This is a genomic window from Burkholderia sp. 567 (genome assembly GCF_040545115.1).
Classification (GTDB): Bacteria; Pseudomonadota; Gammaproteobacteria; order Burkholderiales; family Burkholderiaceae; genus Burkholderia; species Burkholderia ambifaria.
In genome coordinates, this window is sequence record NZ_JBEPLG010000002.1 from 1,138,070 (window position 1) to 1,163,710 (window position 25,641).

24 protein-coding genes are annotated in these 25,641 nt (G+C 64.4%); 13 read left to right on the plus strand and 11 right to left on the minus strand.

Annotation, left to right across the window (positions count from 1 at the left end):
* Positions 1–459: 459 nt before the first annotated feature.
* The 3 genes from ABIC50_RS10615 to ABIC50_RS10625 all read left to right on the plus strand — a co-directional run bounded on the left by ABIC50_RS10615 (position 460) and on the right by ABIC50_RS10625 (position 2,376).
* The gene (locus tag ABIC50_RS10615; RefSeq protein WP_175731902.1) at positions 460–1,173 is read left to right on the plus strand and encodes a PadR family transcriptional regulator; all 714 of its coding nucleotides are present in this window, start codon (positions 460–462) and stop codon (positions 1,171–1,173) included.
* Positions 1,174–1,211: 38 nt separating this feature from the next.
* Positions 1,212–2,033: a siderophore-interacting protein gene (locus ABIC50_RS10620; protein ID WP_229081155.1), complete on the plus strand. Its 822-nt coding sequence runs from the start codon at positions 1,212–1,214 to the stop codon at positions 2,031–2,033.
* Positions 2,034–2,151: 118 nt separating this feature from the next.
* Positions 2,152–2,376 (plus strand): hypothetical protein, encoded by a 225-nt coding sequence (locus ABIC50_RS10625; RefSeq protein WP_354163615.1) that lies wholly within the window; start codon positions 2,152–2,154, stop codon positions 2,374–2,376.
* A 39-nt stretch (positions 2,377–2,415) separates the two neighbouring features.
* Here ABIC50_RS10625 and ABIC50_RS10630 read toward each other — a convergent pair whose 3' ends face one another.
* Complete coding sequence (locus tag ABIC50_RS10630; RefSeq protein ID WP_354163617.1) at positions 2,416–2,997, minus strand: undecaprenyl-diphosphatase; 582 nt, start codon at positions 2,995–2,997, stop codon at positions 2,416–2,418.
* A gap of 443 nt (positions 2,998–3,440) precedes the next feature.
* Between ABIC50_RS10630 and ABIC50_RS10635 the strand changes: the two genes are divergently transcribed.
* The 4 genes from ABIC50_RS10635 to ABIC50_RS10650 all read left to right on the plus strand — a co-directional run bounded on the left by ABIC50_RS10635 (position 3,441) and on the right by ABIC50_RS10650 (position 6,891).
* Positions 3,441–4,181, plus strand: coding sequence for an acetoacetate decarboxylase (locus ABIC50_RS10635; protein WP_011659919.1), 741 nt, complete (start codon positions 3,441–3,443; stop codon positions 4,179–4,181).
* A gap of 51 nt (positions 4,182–4,232) precedes the next feature.
* Positions 4,233–5,018, plus strand: a complete 786-nt coding sequence (locus tag ABIC50_RS10640) for a 3-hydroxybutyrate dehydrogenase (protein WP_006480179.1) — start codon at positions 4,233–4,235, stop codon at positions 5,016–5,018.
* Between the two features lie 130 nt (positions 5,019–5,148).
* Positions 5,149–6,366 (plus strand): patatin-like phospholipase family protein, encoded by a 1,218-nt coding sequence (locus ABIC50_RS10645; RefSeq protein WP_011659917.1) that lies wholly within the window; start codon positions 5,149–5,151, stop codon positions 6,364–6,366.
* Positions 6,367–6,426: 60 nt separating this feature from the next.
* On the plus strand, positions 6,427–6,891 hold the full coding sequence (locus ABIC50_RS10650; RefSeq protein WP_126226308.1) for a hypothetical protein: 465 nt from the start codon (positions 6,427–6,429) through the stop codon (positions 6,889–6,891).
* Between the two features lie 150 nt (positions 6,892–7,041).
* On the opposite strand, the gene ABIC50_RS10655 is transcribed toward ABIC50_RS10650, so the two are convergent.
* The gene (locus ABIC50_RS10655; RefSeq protein WP_175664354.1) at positions 7,042–7,926 is read right to left on the minus strand and encodes a LysR family transcriptional regulator; all 885 of its coding nucleotides are present in this window, start codon (positions 7,924–7,926) and stop codon (positions 7,042–7,044) included.
* Between the two features lie 119 nt (positions 7,927–8,045).
* Here ABIC50_RS10655 and argC point away from each other — a divergent pair, with 119 nt between their 5' ends.
* A complete protein-coding gene (argC, locus tag ABIC50_RS10660) occupies positions 8,046–8,993 on the plus strand; it encodes an N-acetyl-gamma-glutamyl-phosphate reductase (RefSeq protein WP_354163619.1) in 948 nt (315 codons plus the stop codon).
* 160 nt (positions 8,994–9,153) lie between these two features.
* Here argC and ABIC50_RS10665 read toward each other — a convergent pair whose 3' ends face one another.
* Positions 9,154–10,077, minus strand: coding sequence for a LysR substrate-binding domain-containing protein (locus ABIC50_RS10665; RefSeq protein WP_175741087.1), 924 nt, complete (start codon positions 10,075–10,077; stop codon positions 9,154–9,156).
* 117 nt (positions 10,078–10,194) lie between these two features.
* On the opposite strand from ABIC50_RS10665, the gene ABIC50_RS10670 reads away from it, so the two are divergent.
* Positions 10,195–11,280: a tartrate dehydrogenase gene (locus ABIC50_RS10670; protein WP_175670797.1), complete on the plus strand. Its 1,086-nt coding sequence runs from the start codon at positions 10,195–10,197 to the stop codon at positions 11,278–11,280.
* A gap of 491 nt (positions 11,281–11,771) precedes the next feature.
* On the opposite strand, the gene ABIC50_RS10675 is transcribed toward ABIC50_RS10670, so the two are convergent.
* The 4 genes from ABIC50_RS10675 to ABIC50_RS10690 form a co-directional block, all read right to left on the minus strand.
* Positions 11,772–12,251, minus strand: a complete 480-nt coding sequence (locus ABIC50_RS10675; protein ID WP_354163621.1) for a nuclear transport factor 2 family protein — start codon at positions 12,249–12,251, stop codon at positions 11,772–11,774.
* Between the two features lie 55 nt (positions 12,252–12,306).
* Positions 12,307–12,921, minus strand: a complete 615-nt coding sequence (locus ABIC50_RS10680) for a TetR/AcrR family transcriptional regulator (RefSeq protein WP_354163623.1) — start codon at positions 12,919–12,921, stop codon at positions 12,307–12,309.
* A 738-nt stretch (positions 12,922–13,659) separates the two neighbouring features.
* Complete coding sequence (gene tdh / locus ABIC50_RS10685; RefSeq protein WP_006751655.1) at positions 13,660–14,688, minus strand: L-threonine 3-dehydrogenase; 1,029 nt, start codon at positions 14,686–14,688, stop codon at positions 13,660–13,662.
* A gap of 13 nt (positions 14,689–14,701) precedes the next feature.
* On the minus strand, positions 14,702–15,901 hold the full coding sequence (locus ABIC50_RS10690; RefSeq protein ID WP_126226302.1) for a glycine C-acetyltransferase: 1,200 nt from the start codon (positions 15,899–15,901) through the stop codon (positions 14,702–14,704).
* 161 nt (positions 15,902–16,062) lie between these two features.
* Here ABIC50_RS10690 and ABIC50_RS10695 point away from each other — a divergent pair, with 161 nt between their 5' ends.
* From ABIC50_RS10695 to ABIC50_RS10705, 3 genes are all read left to right on the plus strand, one after another.
* Complete coding sequence (locus ABIC50_RS10695) at positions 16,063–16,674, plus strand: helix-turn-helix domain-containing protein (protein WP_354163625.1); 612 nt, start codon at positions 16,063–16,065, stop codon at positions 16,672–16,674.
* 127 nt (positions 16,675–16,801) lie between these two features.
* Complete coding sequence (locus ABIC50_RS10700) at positions 16,802–17,179, plus strand: DUF2471 family protein (protein ID WP_012365035.1); 378 nt, start codon at positions 16,802–16,804, stop codon at positions 17,177–17,179.
* A 102-nt stretch (positions 17,180–17,281) separates the two neighbouring features.
* On the plus strand, positions 17,282–18,295 hold the full coding sequence (locus ABIC50_RS10705) for a tyrosine-type recombinase/integrase (RefSeq protein WP_354163627.1): 1,014 nt from the start codon (positions 17,282–17,284) through the stop codon (positions 18,293–18,295).
* A 140-nt stretch (positions 18,296–18,435) separates the two neighbouring features.
* Here ABIC50_RS10705 and ABIC50_RS10710 read toward each other — a convergent pair whose 3' ends face one another.
* Complete coding sequence (locus tag ABIC50_RS10710) at positions 18,436–19,617, minus strand: DNA-binding protein (RefSeq protein ID WP_354163629.1); 1,182 nt, start codon at positions 19,615–19,617, stop codon at positions 18,436–18,438.
* Between the two features lie 1,817 nt (positions 19,618–21,434).
* On the opposite strand from ABIC50_RS10710, the gene ABIC50_RS10715 reads away from it, so the two are divergent.
* Positions 21,435–22,799: a replication initiation protein gene (locus tag ABIC50_RS10715; RefSeq protein WP_012365031.1), complete on the plus strand. Its 1,365-nt coding sequence runs from the start codon at positions 21,435–21,437 to the stop codon at positions 22,797–22,799.
* 90 nt (positions 22,800–22,889) lie between these two features.
* Here the strand turns inward: ABIC50_RS10715 and ABIC50_RS10720 are convergent, their stop codons facing one another.
* The 3 genes from ABIC50_RS10720 to ABIC50_RS10730 all read right to left on the minus strand — a co-directional run.
* Entirely contained in the window at positions 22,890–23,951 is a 1,062-nt protein-coding gene (locus ABIC50_RS10720) for a ParB/RepB/Spo0J family partition protein (protein WP_354163631.1), read from the minus strand.
* A 23-nt stretch (positions 23,952–23,974) separates the two neighbouring features.
* Entirely contained in the window at positions 23,975–24,637 is a 663-nt protein-coding gene (gene parA, locus ABIC50_RS10725) for a ParA family partition ATPase (protein WP_006751663.1), read from the minus strand.
* A 778-nt stretch (positions 24,638–25,415) separates the two neighbouring features.
* A partial coding sequence (locus ABIC50_RS10730) for a hypothetical protein (RefSeq protein ID WP_354163633.1) occupies positions 25,416–25,641 on the minus strand: 226 nt, incomplete at its 5' end.

A 25,641-nucleotide genomic window follows, 5' to 3' on the forward strand; every position in this document is an offset into this window, starting at 1 on the left:
CTTCATCGCTGGGCGAATGCCCGTCGGACAAGCACTGCAACGGATGACGTCATTGAATTACGAGGTGGATTTGACGACCTTTGCTGTCGCGGACAATTTGTTTGATCGGGCGATAATTAAATTAAATAATTTCCGGGAATTTAAACAATGTCCGCCGATGTTTTTATAATCGGTATTGGTTAATTTATTCATAAATCCTGCTGCGCCACTCGGAATGTTTCAGGAGATCGGCGGCAAGCGCGGGCGTCCCGATTAATAATGAACGCAACACCGGCTCCGCCTACGGCCGCCCGGTCGCCGGAGCGGGCCGACGACGGCATCGACGGAACACGCCGCCGGACTCCGCGCCGCCGCCGGCCAGTACAGCCTCACGTCCCATCCCGCCCCCTAATCCGTCCTTGACACCCTATCTTTCGATATATATCTTTAGATATGTTTTCCGACATATAGGACACGATCATGCGACACAACCCCTCCCGCGGCCATGCCCGATGCGACGGTCATGGTGCGCATGCCGGCCCTGACTGGTTCGCCGGCCTCTGGCACGCGATCGGCCGCCATCGCCGCGGCCACGACCCGTTTGGCGGCGGCGGCCCGTTCGGTGGCCGTGGCGGACGCGGCGGCTTTGGCGATTTCGGCGACGACGGCATGCCGCGCGGCCGCCAGTTCAGTTCCGACGATCTCCAATTGCTGCTGCTCGCCCTCGTCGCCGAGCAGCCGAGCCACGGCTACGAGCTGATCAAGGCGCTCGACACGCGCTCGAACGGCTTCTACAGCCCGAGCCCCGGCATGGTGTATCCGGCGCTCACGTATCTCGAGGAAGTCGGCTTCGTCGCGTCGCAGGCGGAAGGCAATCGCAAGCGCTATGCGCTGACCGACGCCGGCCGCGCGCATCTCGACGCGCAGCGCGAACGCGTCGACACGCTGTTTGCGCGCCTCACGCACCTCGCGCGCAAGATGGAATTCATGCGCCGCGCGTTCGCCGGCGAATCGGCGGCCACCGACGCACCGGACGATGCACAGCCCGGCTGGCTTCCGGAGTTCGTCGAAGCGCGTCTCGCGCTCAAGCGGGCGCTGCTGCACAAGAGCGCTGCCGACGCCGACGAACAACGGCGCATCGCGGCGATCATGCGCCGCGCGACAGCCGAAATCGAAGGCGGCACCGGCGCGTAATCCGCGCCGTCCCGTCAAACCACAAGGAGTACGGATTGATGCAGAACACATCCGAGCGCACCGTGACCCGCGTGCGCCATACCCTCAAGTTCCGCCTGCTGCAGGTCGTGCGCGTGCACGCGGTGACGCCGCATCTGTTGCGCGTCACGCTCGGCGGTCCCGACCTCGCTGATTTCGAATCGTCGTCGTTCGACGATCACGTGAAGGTGTTTTTCCCGCCGCCCGGCGCCGAGCGGCCCGCAATGCCGACGCTCGGCGCGAACGGCCCCGAGTTTCCCGAGGGCGAACCGAAGCCGATTGCGCGCGACTTCACGCCACGCCGCTTCGACCGCGCCGCCTGCGAACTCGATCTCGAATTCGTGCTGAATCATCCGGGCCCCGCATCGCAGTGGGCTGCACAGGCGCGCGTCGGCCAATGGCTCGGTATCGGCGGCCCGCGCGGTTCGTTCGTGGTCCCGATCGATTTCGACTGGCATCTGCTGATCGGCGACGATACGGCGCTGCCGGCGATCGCACGGCGTCTCGAGCAATTGCCGGCCGGCGCCCGTGCGGCGGTCGTGCTGGAAGTCGCGGATCGCACCGCACAGATCTCCTTCGATACGCGCGCCGACGTGCATGAAATCTGGCGCTTTCGCGCCGAAGCCGACTCAGCGGACGGCGACGCGCTGCTGAATGCAGTGCGCGAGCTGCCGCTGCCGTCCTCCGGCGACGGTTATGTCTGGGCGGCGGGTGAAGCGCAGTCGATGCGCGCCGTGCGGCTGCACCTGACCGGCGAGCGCGGCATCGACAAGTCGCGCATCCGCGCGGCGGCATACTGGAAGCGCGGCGCGGCGGCCGTGCACGAAACGCTGGAAGACTGACGCGAACGGGCGCCCGCGCATCGGCGGGCTTGGCATCGGCGGGGCGGCTGGTATATATGTATGTCTGCGACGCCGCTGTCGGGCGACAGCCGCCGCAGCCCCCCAGGAGCGCCCGGTCATGACAAGAGAAAGCCACGCTTCGCCTTTCCTTCGCAACCTGAAGATCGCCGGCTATTGCGGCCTGGCGGCCGTCGTGCTCGCGCTGTTCGTCGCGATGTGCGCGATCCTGAAGGAAAGCTCTCTCGAACGCGACGCCGTCCGGCACCCGGGCGAAACGCCCGAACTGCACGAAGCAGGCGACAGCACGTCGGCAGCGACCGAATCGGCCAAGACGCCCGGTTGACGGCGCCCGGCCCGCACTTCTCCCGCTTGATTCTCCCGCTCAAGGCGCGCGCTCGCGCCCCATCATCACCGCGTGCACCACATCGCCGATCCGTTCGAGCAGCTCGACTACGCGTTGCCCGTACAGGTGCGCGGCCAGCGCGCCGGCCGTGCCGACCAGCACGCCGCCGGCCATGTCGAACGGCCAGTGCACGCCCGCATACACGCGACCCCATGCAATCGCGACGGCCATCGCGGCCATCACGAACCCGGTCAGCCGCGTGCTGCCGGCGAGCATCATGCCGACGGCGAGACTCCACGCGAACGTCATGTGATCGCTCGGAAACGAGCCGTTCGGCACATGCGGAATCAGTTGCGTGCCGACGCCGGCCATGAACGGCCGCGGCGAAAACCAGAAATGCCCGAGCACCTGGGCAAGCGCCAGCGCCACGCAGGTGCCGACGCCGGCTTCGATCGCCTGGCGCCGCGTCGCGCGCTCGCCGAAGATCCAGGTCAGCAGCAGCATCGCAGGCAGCGCATAGACGAGCCAGTCGGCGGCGAAGATCGCGAGACGGGCCACGCCGGGGTGCGGCGCGGCGCCGGCATTGATGGCGGAAAACAGGGTGAGGTTGAGGTTCTGCATGAATGCGGTTGCATGGGGCGTAATGAGCGACCGGCCGTGCCGGTCAGAGGCGAACGATGCTAGGGCGCACCCGCTTAAGCGTTGCTTAATGCGTCGGCGGGGTAAGGAAGCCCGGCCGGTGCGCCGTGCGCGAACGCACTTAGAGCCCGCACTGCAACACAAGTTCACACAATTGTCACATCTCCGCGCGACCGTCTCCCGTAGAAGCTCACCAACTCTCCCGTAAAACCTCACCTTTTACGCATCGTGGCTTCATTGATGCGCATGAATATCGGGTCACCGGGCGCCGTCCGCGCTGTTTGTGCCGCTTGTCTCAATATTTAGGCGGCAAATGAATCGAAATCGGCAACAATTAATTCCATATGCGGCATCGCACAACGGCGACGCACAGGCATACGATTACGACCAATCATCCACGAAGCGATCAACAACAAGGAGTCCGCATGAAAATCAGCGATGTCCGATCGAAAGCGTTTGCGATGCCGTTGACGAGCCCCGCTTTCCCGATGGGGCCGTACCGTTTCGTCGATCGTGAGTTTCTGATCATCACGTATCGCACCGATCCGGACCGCCTGCGTGAGATCGTCCCCGAGCCACTGCAGATCACCGAGCCGCTCGTACATTACGAATTCATTCGCATGGCCGATTCGACCGGCTTCGGCGACTACACCGAAAGCGGTCAGGTGATTCCCGTTGAATACAACGGCCAGGCCGGCGGCTACACGCTCGCGATGTATCTCGACGATCACCCGCCGATCGCCGGCGGCCGCGAGCTGTGGGGCTTCCCGAAGAAGCTCGCGTCGCCCACGCTGCACGTGAACACCGATCACATCCTGGGCACGCTCGATTACGGCAAGGTGCGCGTCGCGACCGGCACGATGGGCTACAAGCACAAGGACCTCGACATCGAAGAGCAGGCGAAACGCCTCGCCGGCCCGAACTTCCTGTTGAAGATCATCCCGCACGTCGACGGCACCGCCCGCGTGTGCGAACTGGTGCGCTACTACATGCAGGACATCAAGATGAAGGGCGCATGGACGGGCCCCGCGTCGCTCGAGCTGGCACCGCACGCACTTGCGCCGGTGGCCGACCTGCCGGTGCTCGAGATCGTCGAAGCGCGCCACATCGTCGCGGATTTGACGCTCGGCCTCGGCGAAGTCGTCTACGATTACCTGGCTCAATAACACGTCCGCAGTCCTTTCTCCCTGTCAATCCTTTCACCACGGGAATTCGAAATGAGCAACCTGAATGGCAAGACCGCAGTCGTCACGGGCGCCGCAAGCGGCATCGGCAAGGAAATCGCACTGGAGCTCGCCAAGGCGGGTGCGGCCGTCGCGATTGCCGACCTGAACCAGGACGGCGCGAACGCGGTTGCCGACGAGATCAACAAGGCAGGCGGCAAGGCGATCGGCGTCGCGATGGACGTGACCAACGAGGACGCCGTGAACAGCGGCATCGACAAGGTCGCCGAAGCGTTCGGCTCGGTCGACATCCTCGTGTCGAACGCCGGCATCCAGATCGTCAACCCGATCGAGAACTATTCGTTCTCCGACTGGAAGAAGATGCAGGCGATCCACGTCGACGGCGCGTTCCTGACGACGAAGGCCGCGCTCAAGCACATGTACAAGGATGATCGCGGCGGCGTCGTGATCTACATGGGTTCGGTGCACTCGCACGAAGCGTCGCCGCTGAAGTCGGCCTACGTGACGGCCAAGCATGGGCTGCTCGGCCTCGCGCGCGTACTGGCGAAGGAAGGCGCGAAGCACAACGTGCGCTCGCACGTCGTGTGTCCGGGCTTCGTGCGCACGCCGCTGGTCGACAAGCAGATTCCGGAGCAGGCGAAGGAGCTCGGAATCAGCGAAGAGGAAGTGATCAAGAAGGTGATGCTCGGCAACACGGTCGACGGCGTGTTCACGACGGTGCAGGACGTCGCGCAGACGGTGCTGTTCCTGTCGGCGTTCCCGAGCGCCGCGCTCACGGGGCAGTCGTTCATCGTCAGCCACGGCTGGTTCATGCAGTAATGTCTGCGCCTCCCCGACGGGAGGCGATTCCCGCACCACCGCCCATTCTCAAGACTCACGATGGCGTGCCGTCGATCGACGTCACGCCTTCCGTGTCCGCCATCCACGGCGGCATTTCTCGGAGCAACTGATGAAACCGCACGCGCGTACAGAAAAGCAGGCCGTCGATGCGGCGGACCTGCAACACGAGGCCGGCGCACCGGCCGCTGCGCGGTCGCTGCCGTACGAAACGATCGCGCTCGTCCTGCAAGGCGGCGGCGCGCTCGGCGCGTATCAGGCCGGCGTGTTCGAAGGGCTGCACGAAGCGAACGTTCCGCTCGACTGGATCGCAGGCATCTCGATCGGCGCGCTGAACACCGCGCTGATCGCCGGCAATGCGCCCGAACATCGCGTCGAGCGGCTGCGCGAATTCTGGGAAACGATCTGCCAGCCGGCGTTCTTTCCCGCGATGCCGGCCGCGTTCGAATTCGCGCTGTTCAACAGCATCGACCAGATCCGCACGTTCTTCACCGCGTCGCAGGCCGCGAGCGCGATGATGCAGGGCCAGCAGGGATTCTTCGTGCCGCGCTTCCCGCCGCCGCTGCCGGGCGTGTCCGATCATCCGGAAAAGATCAGCTGGTACGACACGTCGGCGCTGCGCGCGACGCTGCTGAAGCTGTGCGATTTCGACCGGATCAACTCGGGCGAGACGCGCGTGTCGGTCGGCGCGGTCAACGTCGGCACCGGCAACTTCGTGTACTTCGACAACTCGCGCATTCGCCTCACGCCCGAGCACTTCATGGCATCCGGCGCGCTGCCGCCCGCGTTCCCGCCCGTCGAGATCGACGGCGAGTACTACTGGGACGGTGGTGTCGTGTCGAATACGCCGCTGATGGAAGTGCTGCGCGCGCGCCCGCGCCGCGACACGCTCGCGTTCCAGGTCGATCTGTGGAGCGCGCGCGGGCCGCTGCCGCGCACGATGGCCGATGTCGCGGAACGCACGAAGGACGTGCAATATTCGAGCCGCACGCGTTTCGTCACCGACACGCTGCAGCGCGAACAGCGCTACCGCAACGTGCTGCGCCACGTGCTCGAGCAGGTGCCGGAGGAGCAGCGCAAGAACGACCCGTGGTGCGTCGAGGCTGAAGCGATGTCGAGCGGGAAGAAGTACAACATCCAGCACCTGATCTATCAGCAGAAGGCGTACGAGCACCACTACAAGGACTATCAGTTCGGTCTGTCGACGATGCGCGACCACTGGTCCGCCGGTCTCGACGACATCCGCAAGACGCTCGCGGTGAAGGACGGCCTCGCGCTGCCCGTCAACGACGCGGGCTTCGTCACGCACGACATTCACCGCCGCCGGTAATGCCGTGTGCGGTGGACCGGCGCGCTGCCTGCGCCGGTCCGTCCTCTTTTCCGATTCGACATGCCGATTTTCATTGCGCTGTTCGCGCTCATCGCCATTGGATGGGGCGCGGTTCACCTGTTTCACGTCATCGCCGCGCAGTTCGGCCAGCCGGTCGCGATCGCGGCCGCCGTGCTCGCCGGCGCCATCCTGATCGCGCTGATCGCGTGGTGGATCAAACGCCGCCGCGACATCGCGCCGAACACGAAAGAGCAAGGCTGGACCCATATCGTGCATCGCGCATGGGGCGAAGTGCGCGTGTCCGCGTCGCAGGGGCTGCTGTGGCTGTCGCAAGACGGCGCGGACGGCCGCTATACGCTGTCGCAGCTCGACGGCTGCGAGGCCGCGCCGATCGACGGCCGCTGGCATCTGGTCGTGCGCGTGCGCGACGCGGTGCGCGGCGAATGGAAGCTGCCGATGATGGACAAGCGAGATGCACGGCGCTGGGCGCGCGTGCTGATGCTCGCGAGGGACAACCGGCTGTAAGGGGGCCGCGCCGGGTGCTGGTGCTGGCGTTGGCACCAGTCGGCCCGCTTGCTGCCACACCGGGCGACAGGCTGAAGCGTTCGACCTCGCGCATGCCGCGTCCGGTCGAGCCGGCACCGCGGCGCGCGTCCTGGACGGTGGCGCGATTCCCTATCGCGCGCCGAGCGCCCATAACGCGTCGAGCACGTGCTGTGTCGAGCGCTCGACCGGGCCGACCCGATGCGCGATACCCAGTTCACGCCACAACGCCGGCCGCAGCGGCCGCATGACGACGCGTGCGTCGGGCGGCGGGGCGCCCGCCTCGTGCGGCAGCAGCGTCGCGCCGTAACCCGCGGCGACCAGACTCTTGATCGCATCGTTGTAGTTGAGTTCGATGCGCGGCTCGGGCCGGTGGCCGCCGAGCGCGAACCATTCCGTCGTGAGCCGCGACAGGCGGGTGGTCGCATCGTTGAGAATCAGCGGACGCGTGGCCAGATAGGCCGGCGTCACACGCGCCGGAAGCCGCCAGTCCGCGGGCAGGAAGGCCAGCACCGGATCGCGCCGCCACGCGCGGATCGACAGCCCCGCGACCGCCGGCTGCGGCAATGCGACCAGCCCGACATCAAGCGTGCCCTGCGCGATGCGCGCCAGCGTGTCTTGCGACGTGAGCACCGCGATCTGGACGTCGATATCCGGATGCCGCTCGCGCAACCGCGCCACCGCCTGCGGCAACAGATGGGCGATCGCGCCGGTCGATGCGCCGAGGCGCACGCGACCGGTCAGCCCCTGCACTTGCCGCTCCACGTCGTCGAGCGTCGATTCGACCTCGGCCAGCAGGCGGCGCGCCCGCTCCACCAGCACCGCACCGATGGTCGACGGCCGCACGTTGCCGCGTGTACGCGACAGCAACGGCGCGCCGATGCGGCTTTCGAGTTCGGCGACATGAAGACTGACCGTCGGCGGCGCCAGATGAAGCAGTTGCGCGGCGGCCACGAACGATCCCTGGTCGGCGATCGCGACCAGCGTACGCAGTCGGTCCAGACTGATCTCGCGCATGCACCTCCTCTCGTTCAGGAAAACTGAATCCGGCAATCAGGAAATTCAACTTTTCCTATTCTAGGCGTTCGGTGGACGATACGGCTTTCCCGATGCCTGAAACGAGGAACGCGACCATCATGAGCCTCCCCACTGTCTACATCGACGGCGACCAAGGTACGACCGGATTGCAGATCCACGAGCGCCTGCGGGATCGCACCGACTTGCGGCTCGTCACGCTGCCGGATGCCGAGCGCAAGGACCCGGCACGGCGCGCCGAAGCAATCAACGCATCCGATATCGCGATTCTGTGCCTGCCCGACGCCGCGGCGCGCGAAGCGGTCGGCTTCATCCGGAATCCGGCGGTACGCGTGATCGACGCGAGTTCGGCCCATCGCACTGAACCGGATTGGGTCTACGGGTTTCCCGAGATGGTCGACGGACATGCACAGACAATCGCGCATGCGCGGCGCGTCACCAATCCGGGCTGCTATCCGACCGGCGCGGTCGGCCTGCTTCGGCCGCTGCAACAGGCGGGCCTGCTGCCGCGCGATTACCCGGTGAGCATCCATGCGGTGTCCGGTTACTCGGGCGGCGGGCGCGCCGCCGTCGACGCGTTCGAATCGAACGGCGCCGCACGCGCGCAACCGCTTCAGGTCTACGGCCTCGCGCTCGCGCACAAGCATGTGCCCGAGATCCAGCTGCATGCCGGGCTCGCGCACCGTCCGCTGTTCGTGCCGGCTTACGGCGCCTATCGGCAGGGCATCGTGCTGACCGTGCCGATCGAGCTGCGGCTGCTGCCGGCCGGCGTGACCGGTGAGGCGCTGCACGCGTGCCTCGCGCAGCATTACGCCGGCGCGCGCCACGTCGAGGTCACGCCGCTCGCGGACACGCGCGCGATCACGCATCTCGATCCACAAGCGCTGAACGGGTCGAACGACCTGCGGCTCAGCGTGTTCTTCAATGCCGAGCACGGTCAGGTGCTGCTGGCCGCCGTGTTCGACAATCTCGGCAAAGGGGCATCCGGCGCGGCGGTGCAGAATCTCGACCTGATGCTCGGTGTGGCGAGCGCGGTGAAAGCGGCATAAACGGCGCGGGGGGCACCATCGTCGGCCGGCCCGGCGCATCGCGGCCGTCGATGCGTCGGTGCCTGCTGAATGCAGCGGCTCGCGACGCACCTGCATGCCGTAAACAGACGCTTGCCAATGCGCTGCACATGCCCCCGTAAAAGCTCACCTTTGGCCGATTTCAGCCCGCATCGTCGCTCGCCGCGGCATTCAACCCGGCGAGCGCCTCCACCAGAAAATCGACGCACACGCGCACTTTCGCCGACGCCGCGACGCGTTCCGGATACACGGCCCAGATGTTCGCCGGCTGAATCGCGTCCGGCAGCACGCGACGGAGCTCGCCGCGCTCGATCAGCGGCGCCGCTTCCCAGATCGAACGCAGCACGATCCCGCGTCCGGCCAGCGCCCATTGCACGGCCACCTCGCCGTGGTTCGTCGACAGCGCGCCGCCGACCTTCACCGTTGCCGTTTCCCCGCGCACGTTCAACCGCCAGACGCCGAACGGATGGTCGCGCTCCTTGATTGCGAGACAGTCGTGCGACGCGAGATCCGCGAGCGTGCGCGGCGTGCCGCGCCGAGCGAGATAGTCGGGCGACGCGCACAGCACGCGATGGTTGGTGGCGAGGCGGCGCGCGATCAGGTGATCGGCGATCTCGTCGCCGATACGCACGTCGAGGTCGTAGCCTTCGCCCGCGACGTCGACGAGCCGGTCGAACAGATCGAGCCGCACGTTGAGCTGCGGATAGCGCGCGGAGAAGTCGAGCAGCGCCGGCGCGACGACATGACGGCCGAAGCCGAAGCTGCTCGAGATACGCAGCGTGCCGCGCGGCACCGTGCGCGTGGTCGACACGTCCTCGACGAGATGATCGACGTCGTCGAGAATCTTCTCGGCACGCGCGAACACGCGCTCGCCGGCTTCCGTGACCGTCACGCGGCGCGTCGAGCGATGCAGCAGGCGTGTGCCGAGCTGCGCCTCGAGCAGCGCGATGCGCTTGCTCACGTACGCGGGCGACACCGCGAGTTGCTCGGCGGCCGCGCTGAAGCTCGTCAGGCGGACGACCAGGCTGAATACGCGCAGGTCGTCGAGATTCGGCGATTTGTTCACGATTCGTGTAAAGTCGATTAACCTTTCACGTGATTTTAATCTGATTGGAAATAAATAAAATGGCGTCATGTTCCGCCGCGCACGCTGCCGGCGGCCCGACCAGCCAAGGAGGCTTGCATGAGCGACAAGACGTACAGGATTGCCGTCATCCCCGGTGATGGCATCGGCCGTGAAGTGATGCCCGAGGGCCTGCGCGCGCTCGACGCCGTGACAGCGCGCTTCGGCATCCGCTTCCAGTTCGAGCAGATCGACTGGGCGAGCTGTGACTACTACGCGCAGCACGGCAAGATGATGCCGGACGACTGGAAGGCACAGCTGTCGGGCATGGACGCGATCCTGTTCGGCGCAGTCGGCTGGCCCGCGACGGTGCCCGACCACATTTCGCTGTGGGGTTCGCTGCTGAAGTTCCGCCGCGAGTTCGACCAGTACATCAACCTGCGGCCCGCGCGCCTGTTCGACGGCGTGCCGTCGCCGCTGGCCGGCCGCAAGGCGGGCGACATCGATTTCATGATCGTGCGCGAGAACACCGAGGGCGAATATTCGTCGGTCGGCGGCACGATGTTCGAAGGCACCGAGCGCGAAGTGGTCATGCAGCAGTCGATCTTCACGCGCCACGGCACCGAGCGCGTGCTGAAGTTCGCGTTCGAACTCGCTCAGCGCCGCGCGAAGCGGCTGACCGTCGCGACGAAGAGCAACGGCATCGCGATCAGCATGCCGTGGTGGGACGCGCGCGCGGCTGAAATGGGCGAGCGTTATCCCGAGATCGCCGTGGACAAGCAGCACATCGACATCCTGTGCGCGCGCTTCGTGCTGCAGCCCGACCGCTTCGACGTCGTCGTCGCGTCGAACCTGTTCGGCGACATCCTTTCCGACCTCGGGCCGGCCTGCACGGGGACGATCGGCATCGCGCCGTCGGCGAACCTCAACCCCGATCGCACGTTTCCGTCGCTGTTCGAACCGGTGCATGGCTCCGCGCCGGACATCACGGGCCAGTACATCGCGAACCCGATTGCAATGATCTGGTCGGCGGCGCTGATGCTCGACTTCCTCGGTAACGGCGCCGGGCGCGAGCGCGAAGCGCACGACGCGATCGTCGCGGCGATCGAGGACGTGCTGCGCGCTGGGCCGCGCACGCGCGATCTGGGTGGCGAGGCCGGAACGCAGGAAGTCGGTGAGGCGATCGCGGCGCGCATCGCTGGCTGACGGAAGGGTGTGAACGGTGCGCGAGGTGGTCGACGGATGTCGTGTTCGAGGGTGAGCAACACGACTGACTGCCGCGCACCTTTGTCTATTTCGATGTGCGCGTTTGCATGCGTTCATGCGTACGCGTGTGTCGCTGTCGATTCCGAATGGTGAGTTGCATCACGCAGCGATGCACACCGATTGCATCTCACCGTGCGTTTTGCGAAGGTGCCGCCAACACCGCCTTCGAAATCACGTGCGCTTCGCAGGCGAACGGCACCGATCACGCACGTCGATGCGCGCGGTACTTCCGTGAGCGCATTCGCGCCGTTCCCTGCGACAACTGATCGGTGAGATGCGGAGCGTGAAGAACCACACCGTCACGCACAGAATGCTCCATCTCCCGTAAACACTCACCTCAACAAGCGGCTCCCGTATTTCCTCACCTTTGAGTATGCGTGGACGTTCTCGCTGCGTGATCGAGCACGTCCACGCGTCGTCATCGTGCCGCGTCATAGCCCGAGATCGGACAGGCCGGGATGATCGTCCGGACGACGCCCGAGCGGCCAGTGATACAGGCGATCCGCTTCGCGAATCGGCAGGTCGTTGATGCTCGCGTGGCGATGCGCCATCAATCCGTTTTCGTCGAACTCCCAGTTCTCGTTCCCGTATGAGCGGAACCAGTTGCCCGCGTCGTCATGCCATTCGTATGCGAATCGCACCGCGATGCGATTTCCCCCGAACGCCCACAGCTCCTTGATCAATCGGTAGTCGAGCTCGCGCGTCCATTTCCGCTGCAGCAGGCTGACGATCTCGTCGCGGCCCGTCACGAACTCCGCGCGATTGCGCCACCGGCTCTGCGGCGTATAGGCAAGCGAGACGCGCTGCGGGTCGCGCGTGTTCCACGCATCTTCGGCGGCGCGCACTTTCTGGCGCGCCGTGTCGAGCGTGAACGGCGGAACGGGGGGACGAACTTCCGGGGAAGCGGACATGGAATGCTCCTGTTCAAGGTTCTGGCTGCGCACGAACGCAGCCGGTTGGGACGCACTACTTCGACGCTCGAGACACCGTATCGAGCAAGAGTTCTGCCGTTGCGCGCGCATCGCGCGCGGCGGTCGCATCGCCGCTGACGAGCGCCACGCCGATCGCGCCGTCGATCAGCACCAGCCATTGACGCGCGAGGCGGGCCAGCCCGCGGCGCTCGATCCCGGCGTCGTCGGCATACGCGTCGAACCGCTCGCGCACGAACGCCAGCAGCCGCGCCTTGTGCATACGCGCGACGACGCGCACCGGATCGTCGGCGTCGGCAATCTCGCCTGATGCGTTCAGGAATGCGCAGCCGTGAAAATCGGGTTGTGCAAACCAGTCGCGCAGCACATCGAACATGCAGAGCAAGTGCGCGCGCGGCGACTTGCCGCGCGAGAGCGTTGCATCGACGAACCAGCGCATCCAGCGTTCGTCACGGCGCTCGAGCGCGGCGACGACCAGCGCCTCCTTCGATTCGAAATGCGAATAGAAGCTCTTTCGCGCGGCGCCGGACCGCTTCACGATCGCATCGACACCCGTGGCGTGGATGCCGCCCGAGTAGATCAGCGCTTCGGCCGCGTCGAGCAGCCGGTCGCGAACGGCCGGTTCGCCGGAGAGGTCATCATGTGTGTTCATGGATTTACGGTAGAACGATCGTTCTCCCTCGTCAACAACCGTGTGGAATGGCCCTGGCGGTGGGAGGGGTGAACGCCGCGTGGTGCCGATGGCGGCTGGCGGCTGGCGGCTGGCGGTCGGTCGTCGCGTCGAGCCTGCCGTTCGAACCGCGATGGTCGAACGGTGAAGGGATCGAATAGCGGGCAACACACCGATCGATGTCAGCCGGCAAGCTCACGGGTGAGTTCGCACGTGATTGATCGCCTCACGCATAGAGGCTGCGGCGTGATCGCGCTGCGTGGTGAGGTGCTGCGATGTGCCGCCGCGGGAACAGAGCAAAGCCGTTGCAAGCGGATGATGCGGCTAGGGCTCGCTACTCAAGCACGGCAAGAGAAAGCGGAAGGGCGGGAAGAAAAACACGCGTCGGGCGACGCGACAAAGAATGGACTGGTGCGCGGGGCTTGATGGGTGAGGTGCATGCGCGATTGCATGTCACCGATGCATCCGGCGGAATCGCAGCGTGATCGCCGTCGTTCCGCAAACGAGAAGGGGTGTGCCAGCAGGCGTTGCGCAACGCGCAACCGCTGCATTGCGCGCCCAAACGCGCCATCAAAGCGCGATCGAGCCGCCATTCGGCACGCGAGCACAGCTCCCGAATAATCTCACCTTTACGCGTTCGTCGAAGCCGATCGGCCCGACAAACGCGCGTGCCGGCACGATGGGGCAGTCGGCAAACGCGCCGCGCTGCCCCGCCGGCACTCAGACCGTCCAGTCGAGGATCACCTTGCCGCTTTCACCGGACAGCATCGCGGCGAAGCCTTTCTCGTAATCGTCGGCCGCAAAGCGATGCGTGATGATCGGCGACAGATCGAGGCCGCTTTGCAGCATCGCGACCATCTTGTACCAGGTCTCGAACATCTCGCGACCGTAGATGCCCTTGATCTCGAGCCCCTTGAAGATCACCTGGTTCCAGTCGATCGCCGTCTGCGCGGGCGGAATGCCGAGCAGCGCAACCTTGCCGCCGTGATTCATCGCCTCGAGCATGCTGGTGAACGCGCTCGGTACGCCCGACATCTCGAGGCCGACGTCGAAGCCTTCCGTCATGTGCAGGTCGGCCATCACGTCGCGCAGCGATTCGCGTGACACGTTCACCGCGCGCGTCGCACCCATCTTGCGCGCGAGCTCGAGCCGATAGTCGTTGATGTCGGTGATCACGACGTTGCGCGCGCCGACATGCTTCGCGATCGCGGCGGCCATCACGCCGATCGGGCCCGCGCCGGTGATCAGCACGTCCTCGCCGACGAGATTGAACGACAGCGCCGTGTGCGTCGCGTTGCCGAACGGATCGAAGATCGACGCGAGATCGTCGGAAATCTCGGGCGGGATCTTGAACGCGTTGAACGCGGGAATCGCCAGATACTCGGCGAACGCGCCCTCGCGGTTCACGCCGACGCCGACGGTGTTGCGGCACAGATGCCGGCGCCCCGCACGGCAGTTGCGGCAGAAGCCGCACGTGATGTGGCCTTCGCCGGACACGCGATCGCCGATCGCGAAGCCGCGCACTTCCTGCCCCATCTCGACGATCTCGCCGACGTATTCATGGCCGACATGCATCGGCACGGGAATCGTTTTCTGCGCCCAGTCGTCCCACTTCCAGATATGGATGTCGGTGCCGCAGATCGCCGTGCGGTGAATCTTGATCAGCACGTCGTTGTGTCCGACTTCGGGGCGCTTCACGCGCGTGAGCGTGAGGCCGGGGCCGCGTTCGAGCTTTGCCAGTGCTTTCATGGTCGCGCCTCCGTCAGATGATGCCGAGCGACTTGCCGACGCGCACGAACGCGGCGACCGTCTGATCGATCTGTTCGGGGGTATGCGCGGCGCTCATCTGCGTGCGGATGCGCGCGCGGCCGCGCGGCACGACCGGGAACGAGAAGCCGATCACGTAGACGCCTTCGGCGAGCAACTTGTCGGCCATGTTGGTTGCGAGCTGCGCGTCGCCGAGCATCACCGGGATGATCGGATGCGCGCCCGGCACGAGCGTGAAGCCCGCGGCGGTCATCTGCTCGCGGAATCGCACGCCGTTCTCGCGCACGCGTTCGCGCAACTTCGCGCCTTCGTCGCTGCCGAGCAGCTCAAGCACCTTCAGCGATGCCGCGGCGATGCTCGGCGTCAGCGTGTTCGAGAACAGGTACGGGCGCGAACGCTGGCGCAGCAGCTCGATCACCTCGCGACGCGCGGCGACATAGCCGCCCGATGCGCCGCCCAGCGCCTTGCCGAGCGTGCCGGTGATGATGTCGACGCGCCCGTCGACGCCGCAGTGCTCCGGCGTGCCGCGGCCATGCGCGCCGATGAAGCCGACCGCGTGCGAATCGTCGACCATCACGAGTGCGCCATAACGATCGGCGAGGTCGCAGATGCCTTTCAGGTCGGCGATGATGCCGTCCATCGAGAACACGCCGTCGGTCGCGATCAGCTTGTGGCGCGCGCCTGCGGCGTCGGCTTCCTTCAGCTTCGCCTCGAGGTCCGACAGGTCGTTGTTCTTGTAGCGGAAACGCTTCGCCTTGCAGAGGCGGATGCCGTCGATGATGCTCGCGTGGTTCAGCTCGTCGCTGATCACCGCGTCGTTCTCGTCGAGCAGCGTCTCGAACAGGCCGCCGTTCGCATCGAAGCAGCTCGAATAAAGGATGCTGTCCTCGGTGCCGAGAAACGATGCCAGCGCGCTTTCGAGCTGCTTGTGCACGGTTTGCGTGCCGCAGATGAAGCGCACCGATGCCATGCCGAAGCCGTCCTGCTCGAGACCGGCCTGCGCCGCGGCGATCAGGCGCGGATCGTTCGCCAGGCCCAGATAGTTGTTCGCGCAGAAATTCAGCACGCCGGCACCGCCGGCCAGCCGCACGGCAGCCGCCTGGGGACTCGCGATCTCGCGCTCGGTCTTGTAAAAACCGTCCGCGCGGATCTGGTCGAGCGTCCCGCGCACCTGGGCGAGAAAGGCATCACGCATCGCAAAGCTCCTGACAGGGATTCGCATTCCGCAGCGCCCCGCTCGTGGCGGCGGCGCAACGGCCTGCTACTGTTATAGTCGGTCGTTCGGTTGACCGCATTTATCCAATATTCCGAACTAGAATTCGAAATACCGAACAACTCTAAGCGAACGGAAACCAAATGGCAAGTTCCTCCGCGTCGCGGCGCACGCCTGCCGCCGCCGCACTGCAACCGTCGGGCGTGACGCCGCCGCGGGTCGGCGAGCAAATCCAGCGCCTGCGCAACGAGCGCAAGCTGACGCTCGACGACCTGTCGCGCGCGGCCGGCGTATCGAAGTCGATGCTCTCCGAGATCGAGCGCGACAAGGCCAATCCGACGATCGCGGTTGCGTGGCGGCTCACCAATGCGCTCGGCATCACGCTCGACGAACTGTTCTCGCAACCGAAGGCGGCGGAGACGATCCGCGTAGACGGCCCGCACGACATTCCGACGCTCGCCGGTCACGACGGCCGCTATCAGTTGCGCGTATGGGGCCCGATCGACCTGGCCGGCAAGTTCGAGTGGTACGAACTGACGCTGCCGGGTGGCGGCGCGCTCGTATCGAACGCGCACGAACCCGGCACGCGCGAGCACCTCACCGTGCTGCACGGCGCGATGGAAATCGAAGCCGCGGCCGCGAGTCGGCGCCTGAAGGCGGGCGACACCGCCCGCTACGCGGCCGACACGCCGCATGCGATCCGCAACCCCGGCAAGGCCGAAGCGCGCGCATTACTGATCGTGATTCATCGCTGAAAATGCGGATAGCTGGCCGAAAGGCCAGTTGCGGAAAATACTGTATGTTTGTACAGTATACGGACATTCCGCCATGCATGGCCGGGTCGGCGCACCGAGGCGCCGCTCCGGTCGACAGGAGCCTGCGATGACAGAAGAACAAGATTTGGCCGCGCTCAGCTTCAAGGCTGCCGCGCACGACCTCGAGCTGATCGTCCGCCATATAGCCGAGCGCTATATCCGTCAGCGCGTCCCGCTGTCGTGGCGTCTGCTGCACGCCATCGAAGCCGAGGCACTCGCCGATCTCGGCTTTGCCAGCCGGCACGACGCCGGCATGCGTCAACTGTTCGAACGGCCGTCGGACATGACCTTTCCCGAAACGGACGATCCGATCGACTTCGGCCGATCGAATGCGCTGCCCGCCGTGTTCTCGTTCGCGGTCCTCGCGTATGAAGCCGCGGCGCGGTCGCAGGAAGCCGCGCACCGCGAGCGCGTTCAACGTCCGTCCAAGGCATGGGGTGACTAACGCCCCGCCCGGATCGTCCGACACGGCGGCCGGCTCCCGCATCCTGCTGCCCGCGATGTTGCGCAAAGGGCTACCATATACGCAACTAACGGAATAAATAACATGTCCCTTCCCACGCCCTCCGACACCCCGGCACGCCCGGAAGAAAAGGATCTGTTCGACCGCGGCGCATCCGACTGGATCGTGTCGCCCGAAACCGCATTCGACGCGTGGCTTGCCATGCAGGACTACCGCCGTTCGTCAGCCGACGTCTATCGCGCACAATGGGGTGCGTTTCTCACGTGGCTGCGCGCACACCAGAAAAACCTGGCGACGGTGGATACCGCATCGATCGCGAACTTCGTCGGTGAGCTGCCTATCCGGAAAACGCAGCGCATGCGCTATCTCCGGCTGATCGAACGCGTGCTCGACCACATCCGGCGCACCGAGCTCGCGTCCACCAACCCGGCCCGTTTCATTGCTCAGGATGGCGAAGCGAACTGGCGCCAGGCACGCGACAACGAGCCAACCGGTTTCCTGACACCAGCCGAACGCGCGAAGTTGCTGGCCTACCTATTTTCGCCGATCGGCGTATCGGGCTCCGCGTACTGGAAAGAGCGGCGCGACCGCGCGCTCGTCGCTGCGTTTCTCGGCGCCGGCGTGAAGACCGGCGAAGCACGTGCGCTTACCATTAGTTGCATCAATACGAGCGGAACGTCGCTGCAGATCCCGTCGACGCATCCGGATTTCGCACGCGAAACCCATCTGGCGTCGTTTGCGATCGCGTTGCTCGAGGCGTGGCTCGTGGAGCGGAAGCGTCAGGAGATACTCGGCGAACTCGTGTTTCCGGCGTCGCACACCGGACGGCCGATGCACAAGGCGACGATGCTGCGCGCGATCGATGCGATCGTCGAATCGGCGGGGCTCACGTCGTCGCGCACCGCGCGCGCGAGCCCGCAAACGCTGCGCAACACGTATGCGGCCGAACTGTTCGAACACGACGTGCCGCCCGAGCGGGTCGGCAAATGGCTCGGCTTCATGCGGCCGATCTCATCGAACCGCCTGCATCGCGCATGGAAAAACTGGCGCGACGGTCTCGCCAACGGTGACGCGCCCGACCACGACGAAACTCACTGATGCCAAGCACGGCTGCTCACGCGACATGATCCGTGAGCAGCCTTGTGCGGCGTAGCCTCACCGTTTCACTGCTCCCGAAAAACCTCACCTCACGCATCCCGCATTACCTCACCTGTGCGATTGCTGTGCGGGCTGGCGCGTCAGTCGCGTGCAAAACGTGCGATCGCTTCGAATCGGGAAGGCCACGGCCCCGACGCATGTTCGCATTCGGGGCACGATACTTCGAACCCGTCGTCGCCTTGGGCCAGTTCGGGTTCACCGTCGCAACGCGGGCACTGGCTCGGCACCGGAACTTCGTGGTCCAGCGACGTACCGATCGCGGCATACGCGTCCGCATCCAGTTGACCCGCATTGGCCAGGCGCCGGATCAGCGCGGCGATTTCCGGATTCATCCCTTGGCTCGCGCGCAGCCTATTCGCGTCGCGCGTCGCGCGTTCCAGTTCATCGCCCTGGCTGCGCAACTGTTCCTCGAGCCGGTCCGCACGCGCCTTGGCCGAACTCAATTGCTGAAGGAAATCGAATTCCTTGCGCTGCACGTCGCGCAAACCGCTCTGGTAGGTCGCCGCCATGCTGCGCAACGAGTCCAGCTCGACCAGCATCGGTTTGACGCGACGCTCGGCTTCGGCCACCGCATCCTTGATCTGCTGCGCATAGTGTTCGGTGCGCTGCTGCAATTCCGCTTGCAGCGTATCGATACGATCGCGCAGCGCGGCGTTCTGCGTCTGCTCGGCGTCGACGCGGGCGGCTATCGCGGCCAGTTCCTTTTCGAGGCGGGCGATCGTGGTGAGCAGCGTCGCTTCATTTGCCGAACCGTGCGTCGATTGCGAGGCCAGCTGCACTTCGAGCTCGGTCACGCGCGCCTGCAGCTGGTCGTTGCGGGTTTCACTGCGCGTCAGCGCGCCTTCGAGCGTTTCCTGGCGAACAGCTGCATCGCGCAGCCGCCGTTCCGCATCGCTCACGCCGGCGCGAATCTGTTCGCGGTCGACGTCGAGGCTTTCCCTCGCCGCCTTCAGCGCTTCTTCATAGAGTGCGCCGAGCAATGCGCCGGCCTTTTCCTCGACCGCTTTCGGGATCGCCGCGCCGTCGAGCCGGACTTTCGACGCGGAACGGATCCGTTCCCAGAAATGGTCGATGTCCTTCGGAATGTCGCTGGCACTCCCGGTCTGGGTCAGATCACGGACGTTGGCGGCCGACGGCCGGATGCCGAGATCGAAGAACAGGCGCTTGCACGCATGCAGCGACAACTCCTGGCGGCGTGCGCCGCTCGCGCGCAGCGATTCCAGTTCTTCCCGAATGGCTTCACGCATTTCATCCAGCGTCATGACAGGCTCACAGACATTGAGATGTTGCGATCATAACGAAATACGTATTTTTTGATACTTGTTTTGGTCGACCGTGGCGAATTTACGTCGCTGTGCACAGAAACCGGGGCTGTGAGCCGATTCGGTCGAAGCAGCTCTCCAATTCCGTGAAACAAAGCGAAGAAAACGAGCCAAGTCCTTGTACTGAAAGCGTTTTGGAGCAGATCCCGAAAAAGTGCATTTGTTTCACATGCGGAGCGTCATCGTAGCCTGTCGGTGTTCAGGTTTGGGGTCTCTGTGGAAAACTCGGCGACCGATGTCTTGAGAGTATTAGAAGTAAACACCCTTGAACCCTTAGTTAAAAACGTTAACGCCGCGGCACAGCCTTATGTAGCAAGGCTTTCCGGCCGACAAGGTGAAGTTTTACGGGAGCCAAGGTGATGTTCTGCGGGAGCTGAAGTGATGGGGTTCGGGGAGCTGCGTGAGCCGATGCAGGAAAGGTCGTGAGCGGATTCGGGATCACAGTGAAACACGAGATTTCCCAAAGGTGAGGTTTTTCGGGGCCACACAGCCGCGGAACCCGCGCTGTTTCTGAGCGCACAGTTTTCTGCCTGTGCAGACACAGGTGAGAATTTGCAGGACCTTCTTCGCGCCCTCATTCTGCCCATCTTTTGGGCAGTTTTCGTGAAAGGTGAGGTTTCACGGGACGCCACAGGGTTTTGCTGTGAGGGTTTCCGGGAAACGAGCGTCATTTTGCACCGCAAAGGTGCCCTGTGGGGACTGTGAAGCCCCAAAGGTGAGGTTTTTCGGGAGCGAAACCCGGGTTTTCCTGGCCGGATCCCTTGAGGTGAGCTTTTTCGGGGCATCAATCACAGGGCTGCCATGCGCCATATGGGTGAGTATTTTCGGGAGCTGCATTTGCCTAAAAATTAGTCAAAGGTGAGGCTTTTCGGGGGTCATCACAGGGAAAATTCGCTGAAAAGCCCGCCCGGACTGACCGAAATCTGATTTTCGCTGTGCCACTTTTTGGCACAGGTGAGAATTTTCAGGAGCCGACAGGCAGCTGTCGCATTCGGCCGGATGCCGGAAAGGTGAGGTTTTTCGGGTGATGATCGCCCGGTCCACCCGAACGCTTGCCGCTCATAAGTATCGGATGCCATTGACATTTTTGATACCGCGGCGGTTACGGTGAGGTTTTTCGGGAGCGGCTTTCGCATCCGTTGGAGCGCCGCTTTTTTCAATAAGGTGAGGCTTTTCGGGAGGTCCTGGCGGATGATCCCACGTGTGTCGGGGATTCCTCGGCATCCCGGTCACAGAATTCCGAGCCGGTGAGGTGAGAATTTTCGGGACCGAACGGTTTCTGTGCGCTGTACAATGCGCGCCCGGGCCTGCGAAACGGCTGGGATCGACGCGGCAGAGCGCTTTTTTTGGCACGGATTTCCGGATCACCGAGGAAGGTCTCCCGGTCAGCCATGCCTGTACATGCATACAGGCCGGTGCGGGCCCATCCGAGCGCGGCCGTGAGACCCAGTAGGGACCCTGTGACGAGGACCCGGAAGCGCAGTCGTAAAATTACGACAAATCGAAAGGTGAGCCGATACGGGAGCAAGTTTCGCACGTGTCGAGCACAGGCAAAAATCTGTGAATCCGCGCATCCCGCGACACGTCTGGACGAGTCCGAAACGCTGTAAATCCGGACCGGTGAGGGTTTTCGGGAGAGGGTTGGGGTGAGTGCCGGTTTGTACGCGCACTTCACCGGCTATGGTGAGCATGTCGTTCTGGACGCACATCACCACAGGCGCTATCCTTCCGTGAAACTTCTCCCTCCGACCCGACGCATGGCCACGAAGCGCGCCAAGAAAACCGATGTGGATGTGGTGAGTGCCAGTTCAGCCGAATTGCGTAAGGCCGTCGAGGCGATCGCAATTCAGCCGAAAAGCGGCAAGATCACTCTCCTTACCCGCAAGCTGTTCAACGTCCTGCTCGCCGTCGCGCAGCAGGCCGACGACTCGGGCGACACCTACCGCGCGCTGCTGTCGGATATCGTCGCCAACTCCGCCTTCGATTCGAACGACACCGCACTGGTGAAGGAACACCTGCGCCGCATGGTGTCGGTCCAGGTCGAATGGAGCACGGGGACGTCGAGCCAGAAGCCGGGCCGCAAGTGGGGGATCTCGACGCTGATCGCCGATGCCGAAATTCTCGAGGATCCGGCCACCCGCCGCGTGTGGGTCGAATTCTCGTTCGCACCGAAGATCAAGAAGAAGCTGCTCGACCCGGTCCAGTACGCGCGTCTGAGCCTGCAGTTCCAGAGCCAGCTGCGCAGCAGCGCCGGTCTCGCGCTCTACGAAATCTGCGTGCGCTACCTGACGAACCCGAGCCACCTGACGATGCGCGAGCCGTGGGAATGGTGGCGGCCGATCCTGTCGGGCACCCCCGATACGGAGGCCGGCGACGAGGCGAAGCGCGAGTACAAGTACTTCAAGCGCGACTATCTGCGACCGGCGATCGCCGAGGTCAATGCGGTCACCAACATCTTCGTCGAGCTGATCGAGCATCGTGAAGGGCGGCGGGTCGCGGAGATCCAGTTCCGCGTGACCGAGCGCAAGCAGCCGATGCTCGCGCTCGACGAGCATCCGAACGTGTTCGACAGTACGCTGGTCGACCGGATGGTGAAGCTCGGGATTCCGCTCAAGGAAGCGCAGACGCTCTACGCGGACAGCGAGGAAAACCGGATTCGCGCCGCGCTGCAGATGACCGAACAGCGGATGCGCAGTACGACGCTGCCGCCGGTGCGCAGTGCGCCCGCGTTGTTCAAGGATGCGCTGAAGAAGGGTTATGCGCCGCCGGTCGAGTCCGTCGACACGCTGCCGTCCGGCATGCCCGCAGCGAAGGCCGTCGCGGCGCAGCCGGATGATCTGAAGGCGCGGCTGCTGAGCGAATTCTCGGCGTTCCGCCGCAAGGAAGCGAAGGTGCTGTACGAGGAGCAGGGCGACGCGGAGCGCGAAGTGGCGCGCGAGTCGTTCGAGTCGGAAGTGTTGCCGACGATGGGCTCGCACCTGCGTGACGACTGGCGCAAGCGCGGCCTGGATTCGAAGCTGGCCGAGACGGCGTTTTTCGACTGGCTGGCCCAGAAGACCTGGGGCGAGCCGACCGACGGCGACCTGCTGTCGTTCACGCTGAATCAATCACGGGCCGCCTGAGGCCCGCTCAGGCCCCTCTGACGGGCCGCCGCCGGCCACCCGCCCGACCGGCGGGCCCGGCGCCTCGCCAGGCCCTGCCGGCCGTTTCCATCACTCCGACAACAGCATCCGCTCGAGCTGCTCGAGGATCGCGTCGCGCTTGTCCTTCGGGAGGCCGCGCAGGCGCAGTTCGATGCGATCTTCGCCATACGACTTCAGGTCGCCGACCGACTTGCCGCCAAGCTTGATCTCGAGACGCTGCGCATAGCGCTGGCGGCCCGCCGGCTTCGGCGTCTCCTGCGCCGCGACGCGGCCCTTGACGATGTCCGATACCTGACGCGTGCTGAGATCGTCGGACACGATCTTGTTGATCAGCCGCAGCGTCGCCTCGGTACCGCGCGCATTGTGATAACGGCCGACCTGATACGCCATGTTCGAACCGAAGCGATCGGGGCGCGCGACCATCTCCTGCATCACGGTTTCCGGCAGCTTGCCGATCGACAGCGCAACCGCGACCGTCGACTCGTCGAGGCCGAGATGTTCGGACAGTTCCTTTTGACTCTGGAAGTGCTTGTCGTCGAGGAAGCGGCGCCACACGACGGCGTTGTCGAACACCGTCTGCGAATCGCGTTGCACGTTCAGGTCGTAGCCGAGCTTGTAGCTCTGGATCCCGATCGGCACGTCGATCACGATCGCCTTCACCGACTCCTTGTTCGCTTCCTTCAGCGCGCGCACGCGACGGCCGCCGTCGCTGACGAAATACGTACCCGGATTGTCGTAGTCCGGAATCACGTGGATCGCCTGCTGCTGCCCCTGCTTCGCGAGGTTGACCGCGAGTTCGGCAATCGACGATTTCAGATAGAAGTGCCGCGGGTTGAACGGGCTATGCTTGATCGCCTTCAGCGGCAGCTCGATCACCTGGCCGGGCGCATAGCGATTCTCGAGGCGCCACGCGCGATATTGCGGCGATTCGTCGACCGACGAATCGAGCAGGACTTCAATAGCCGGCGGCGGCGTGATGTCCTTCTTGGCGGACTTCGTCGGGGCCGGCGTGGCCGTTTCGGATTTGACGATGCCGTCGATGGCATTGAGCCGATCAAGCGCGGTGCGCTTCTCGCTCGTCGTGATATCCGGGCGCGCTTGGAATCCTTTTGCAAATTGGGAGGGCTTCATGTGACTCCTTTATGCGCATAAAGTCAGGGCAGCATGGCGACGATTTCGTCGGCACATGCGCGGATTTCCGCGGCGGCCAGCTTGGCGCCGCGGTCGTTCATCTGCAGCACGGTCTGACCGAGCGCCATCGCTTGCTTGTACGCTTCCCGGGTCGGGATTTGCGTCTTCAACAACGGGAAGCCGAGTTCCTCGAGCGCGCGCTTGAGTTCGCGCGTCAGCATGCGCTTCTCTTCGGTCTTGTTCAGCAGGAAGACGGCACGGAGGTCTTCGTTCATCACCTGCGCCTGCTGGATCAGCTTGACCAGCCCGACGCTCGACCAGTAGTCGGCCGGCGACGACGAAGTCGGAATCACGGCGATCGATGCGGCCAGGAGCACGACGCCGGAGACCTTCTCGGTGATCGACGGCGGGCAATCGACGACGATGATGTCGTAGTCGTTGATGAACTTCTTGATCTCGCGATGGATTTGGCCACCGGCTTCAGCGAGGTTGACGACGGGGAACGGGATGCCGGCGTCGCTGTCACCCGATGCGCTCGACCAGTGAATCAGTGTGTTTTGACCGTCGGCGTCGATGACGAGGACACGCTTCCCTTTCTCATGGAATGCCGCGCCGAGATGCATGGCAATCGTGCTTTTGCCGACGCCACCTTTTTGTTGAGTGACTGCAATGATTTCCGCGGCCAATTTCCACTCCTGTTTTTGGTCGTTGGAATTCTACAGGACGATATTTATATTTCAATGAAATTGTCGTTCACAAACTACGCATTGGCCATTCGGGCTATCGGTTTATGCGCATAAACGAGGGGGGGGCCCAGACGGCGGCAGTGGTTAGAAGCGAGATTGCCGGGCGCCGATGGATGAGCTGACCGAGCTTCGCGCAGGCTGATGTTTCGGGATCGCGTTCGAGATGTCGATCGTTGAGATGTGTCAGGACCTGCCCTTCCGCTTGTTGAGGGAGGACGTTGCCGAGACAGCGGCTGAGTTTGTGCGCATAAACTTCCGCGGTACCGGAGAGCATTTACGAGGCGGTGTCCTCGCGCGAGCGCGAGCCTGAACGATGAACTCCGCGCTGCTCAAGGTGACGGGATACGCGTCGTGTGCAGCGACACCGCGTTGATTGCCCCCGGCCTTTATGCGCATAAACCATGGAGAGGATTGGCGATCCTTCGCGGTCGGCCGTCGGGGCGCATGCGTAAAAGTCGTCCCCTCGACGAGACCCGCACACCATTGCGTATCGCCTCGCTGATGAGTCGACGCATAGATTTTCAGTAGCCCGCTGCGATATCAGTCGACTGCCCCACCCCGGGAAGCGGCAGCTTTATGCGCATAAACCCAGCGACAGATAAACCGGCCGGCGGTCCTCCGGGTCGTTGCCCGCGGCACGCCATAGCGATGCATTGTGCAATTCTCCCGCGCTATTCGCCCGTGAAGACGGCTCACGTATCGCTCCGCGCCATGCACTTTATGCGCATAAACGCATCACGGGCATCACGGGCATCACGGGCATCACGGGCATCACGGGCATCACGGGCATCACGGGCATCACGGGCATCACGGGCATCACGGGCTCCACGGGCATCACGGGCTCCACGAGCTCCACGAGCTCCACGAGCTCCACGAGCTCCACGAGCTCCACGAGCTCCACGAGCTCCACGAGCTCCACGAGCTCCACGAGCTCCACGAGCTCC

Bases quoted from the DNA above. Each gene is read 5' to 3' on its own strand.
- ABIC50_RS10615 (WP_175731902.1), top strand. From the start codon at position 460: ATGCGACACAACCCCTCCCGCGGCCATGCCCGATGCGACGGTCATGGT.
- ABIC50_RS10620 (WP_229081155.1), top strand. From the start codon at position 1,212: ATGCAGAACACATCCGAGCGCACCGTGACCCGCGTGCGCCATACCCTC.
- ABIC50_RS10625 (WP_354163615.1), top strand. From the start codon at position 2,152: ATGACAAGAGAAAGCCACGCTTCGCCTTTCCTTCGCAACCTGAAGATC.
- ABIC50_RS10630 (WP_354163617.1), bottom strand. From the start codon at position 2,997: ATGCAGAACCTCAACCTCACCCTGTTTTCCGCCATCAATGCCGGCGCC.
- ABIC50_RS10635 (WP_011659919.1), top strand. From the start codon at position 3,441: ATGAAAATCAGCGATGTCCGATCGAAAGCGTTTGCGATGCCGTTGACG.
- ABIC50_RS10640 (WP_006480179.1), top strand. From the start codon at position 4,233: ATGAGCAACCTGAATGGCAAGACCGCAGTCGTCACGGGCGCCGCAAGC.
- ABIC50_RS10645 (WP_011659917.1), top strand. From the start codon at position 5,149: ATGAAACCGCACGCGCGTACAGAAAAGCAGGCCGTCGATGCGGCGGAC.
- ABIC50_RS10650 (WP_126226308.1), top strand. From the start codon at position 6,427: ATGCCGATTTTCATTGCGCTGTTCGCGCTCATCGCCATTGGATGGGGC.
- ABIC50_RS10655 (WP_175664354.1), bottom strand. From the start codon at position 7,926: ATGCGCGAGATCAGTCTGGACCGACTGCGTACGCTGGTCGCGATCGCC.
- argC (WP_354163619.1), top strand. From the start codon at position 8,046: ATGAGCCTCCCCACTGTCTACATCGACGGCGACCAAGGTACGACCGGA.
- ABIC50_RS10670 (WP_175670797.1), top strand. From the start codon at position 10,195: ATGAGCGACAAGACGTACAGGATTGCCGTCATCCCCGGTGATGGCATC.
- ABIC50_RS10675 (WP_354163621.1), bottom strand. From the start codon at position 12,251: ATGTCCGCTTCCCCGGAAGTTCGTCCCCCCGTTCCGCCGTTCACGCTC.
- ABIC50_RS10680 (WP_354163623.1), bottom strand. From the start codon at position 12,921: ATGAACACACATGATGACCTCTCCGGCGAACCGGCCGTTCGCGACCGG.
- tdh (WP_006751655.1), bottom strand. From the start codon at position 14,688: ATGAAAGCACTGGCAAAGCTCGAACGCGGCCCCGGCCTCACGCTCACG.
- ABIC50_RS10690 (WP_126226302.1), bottom strand. From the start codon at position 15,901: ATGCGTGATGCCTTTCTCGCCCAGGTGCGCGGGACGCTCGACCAGATC.
- ABIC50_RS10695 (WP_354163625.1), top strand. From the start codon at position 16,063: ATGGCAAGTTCCTCCGCGTCGCGGCGCACGCCTGCCGCCGCCGCACTG.
- ABIC50_RS10700 (WP_012365035.1), top strand. From the start codon at position 16,802: ATGACAGAAGAACAAGATTTGGCCGCGCTCAGCTTCAAGGCTGCCGCG.
- ABIC50_RS10705 (WP_354163627.1), top strand. From the start codon at position 17,282: ATGTCCCTTCCCACGCCCTCCGACACCCCGGCACGCCCGGAAGAAAAG.
- ABIC50_RS10710 (WP_354163629.1), bottom strand. From the start codon at position 19,617: ATGACGCTGGATGAAATGCGTGAAGCCATTCGGGAAGAACTGGAATCG.
- ABIC50_RS10715 (WP_012365031.1), top strand. From the start codon at position 21,435: ATGGCCACGAAGCGCGCCAAGAAAACCGATGTGGATGTGGTGAGTGCC.
- ABIC50_RS10720 (WP_354163631.1), bottom strand. From the start codon at position 23,951: ATGAAGCCCTCCCAATTTGCAAAAGGATTCCAAGCGCGCCCGGATATC.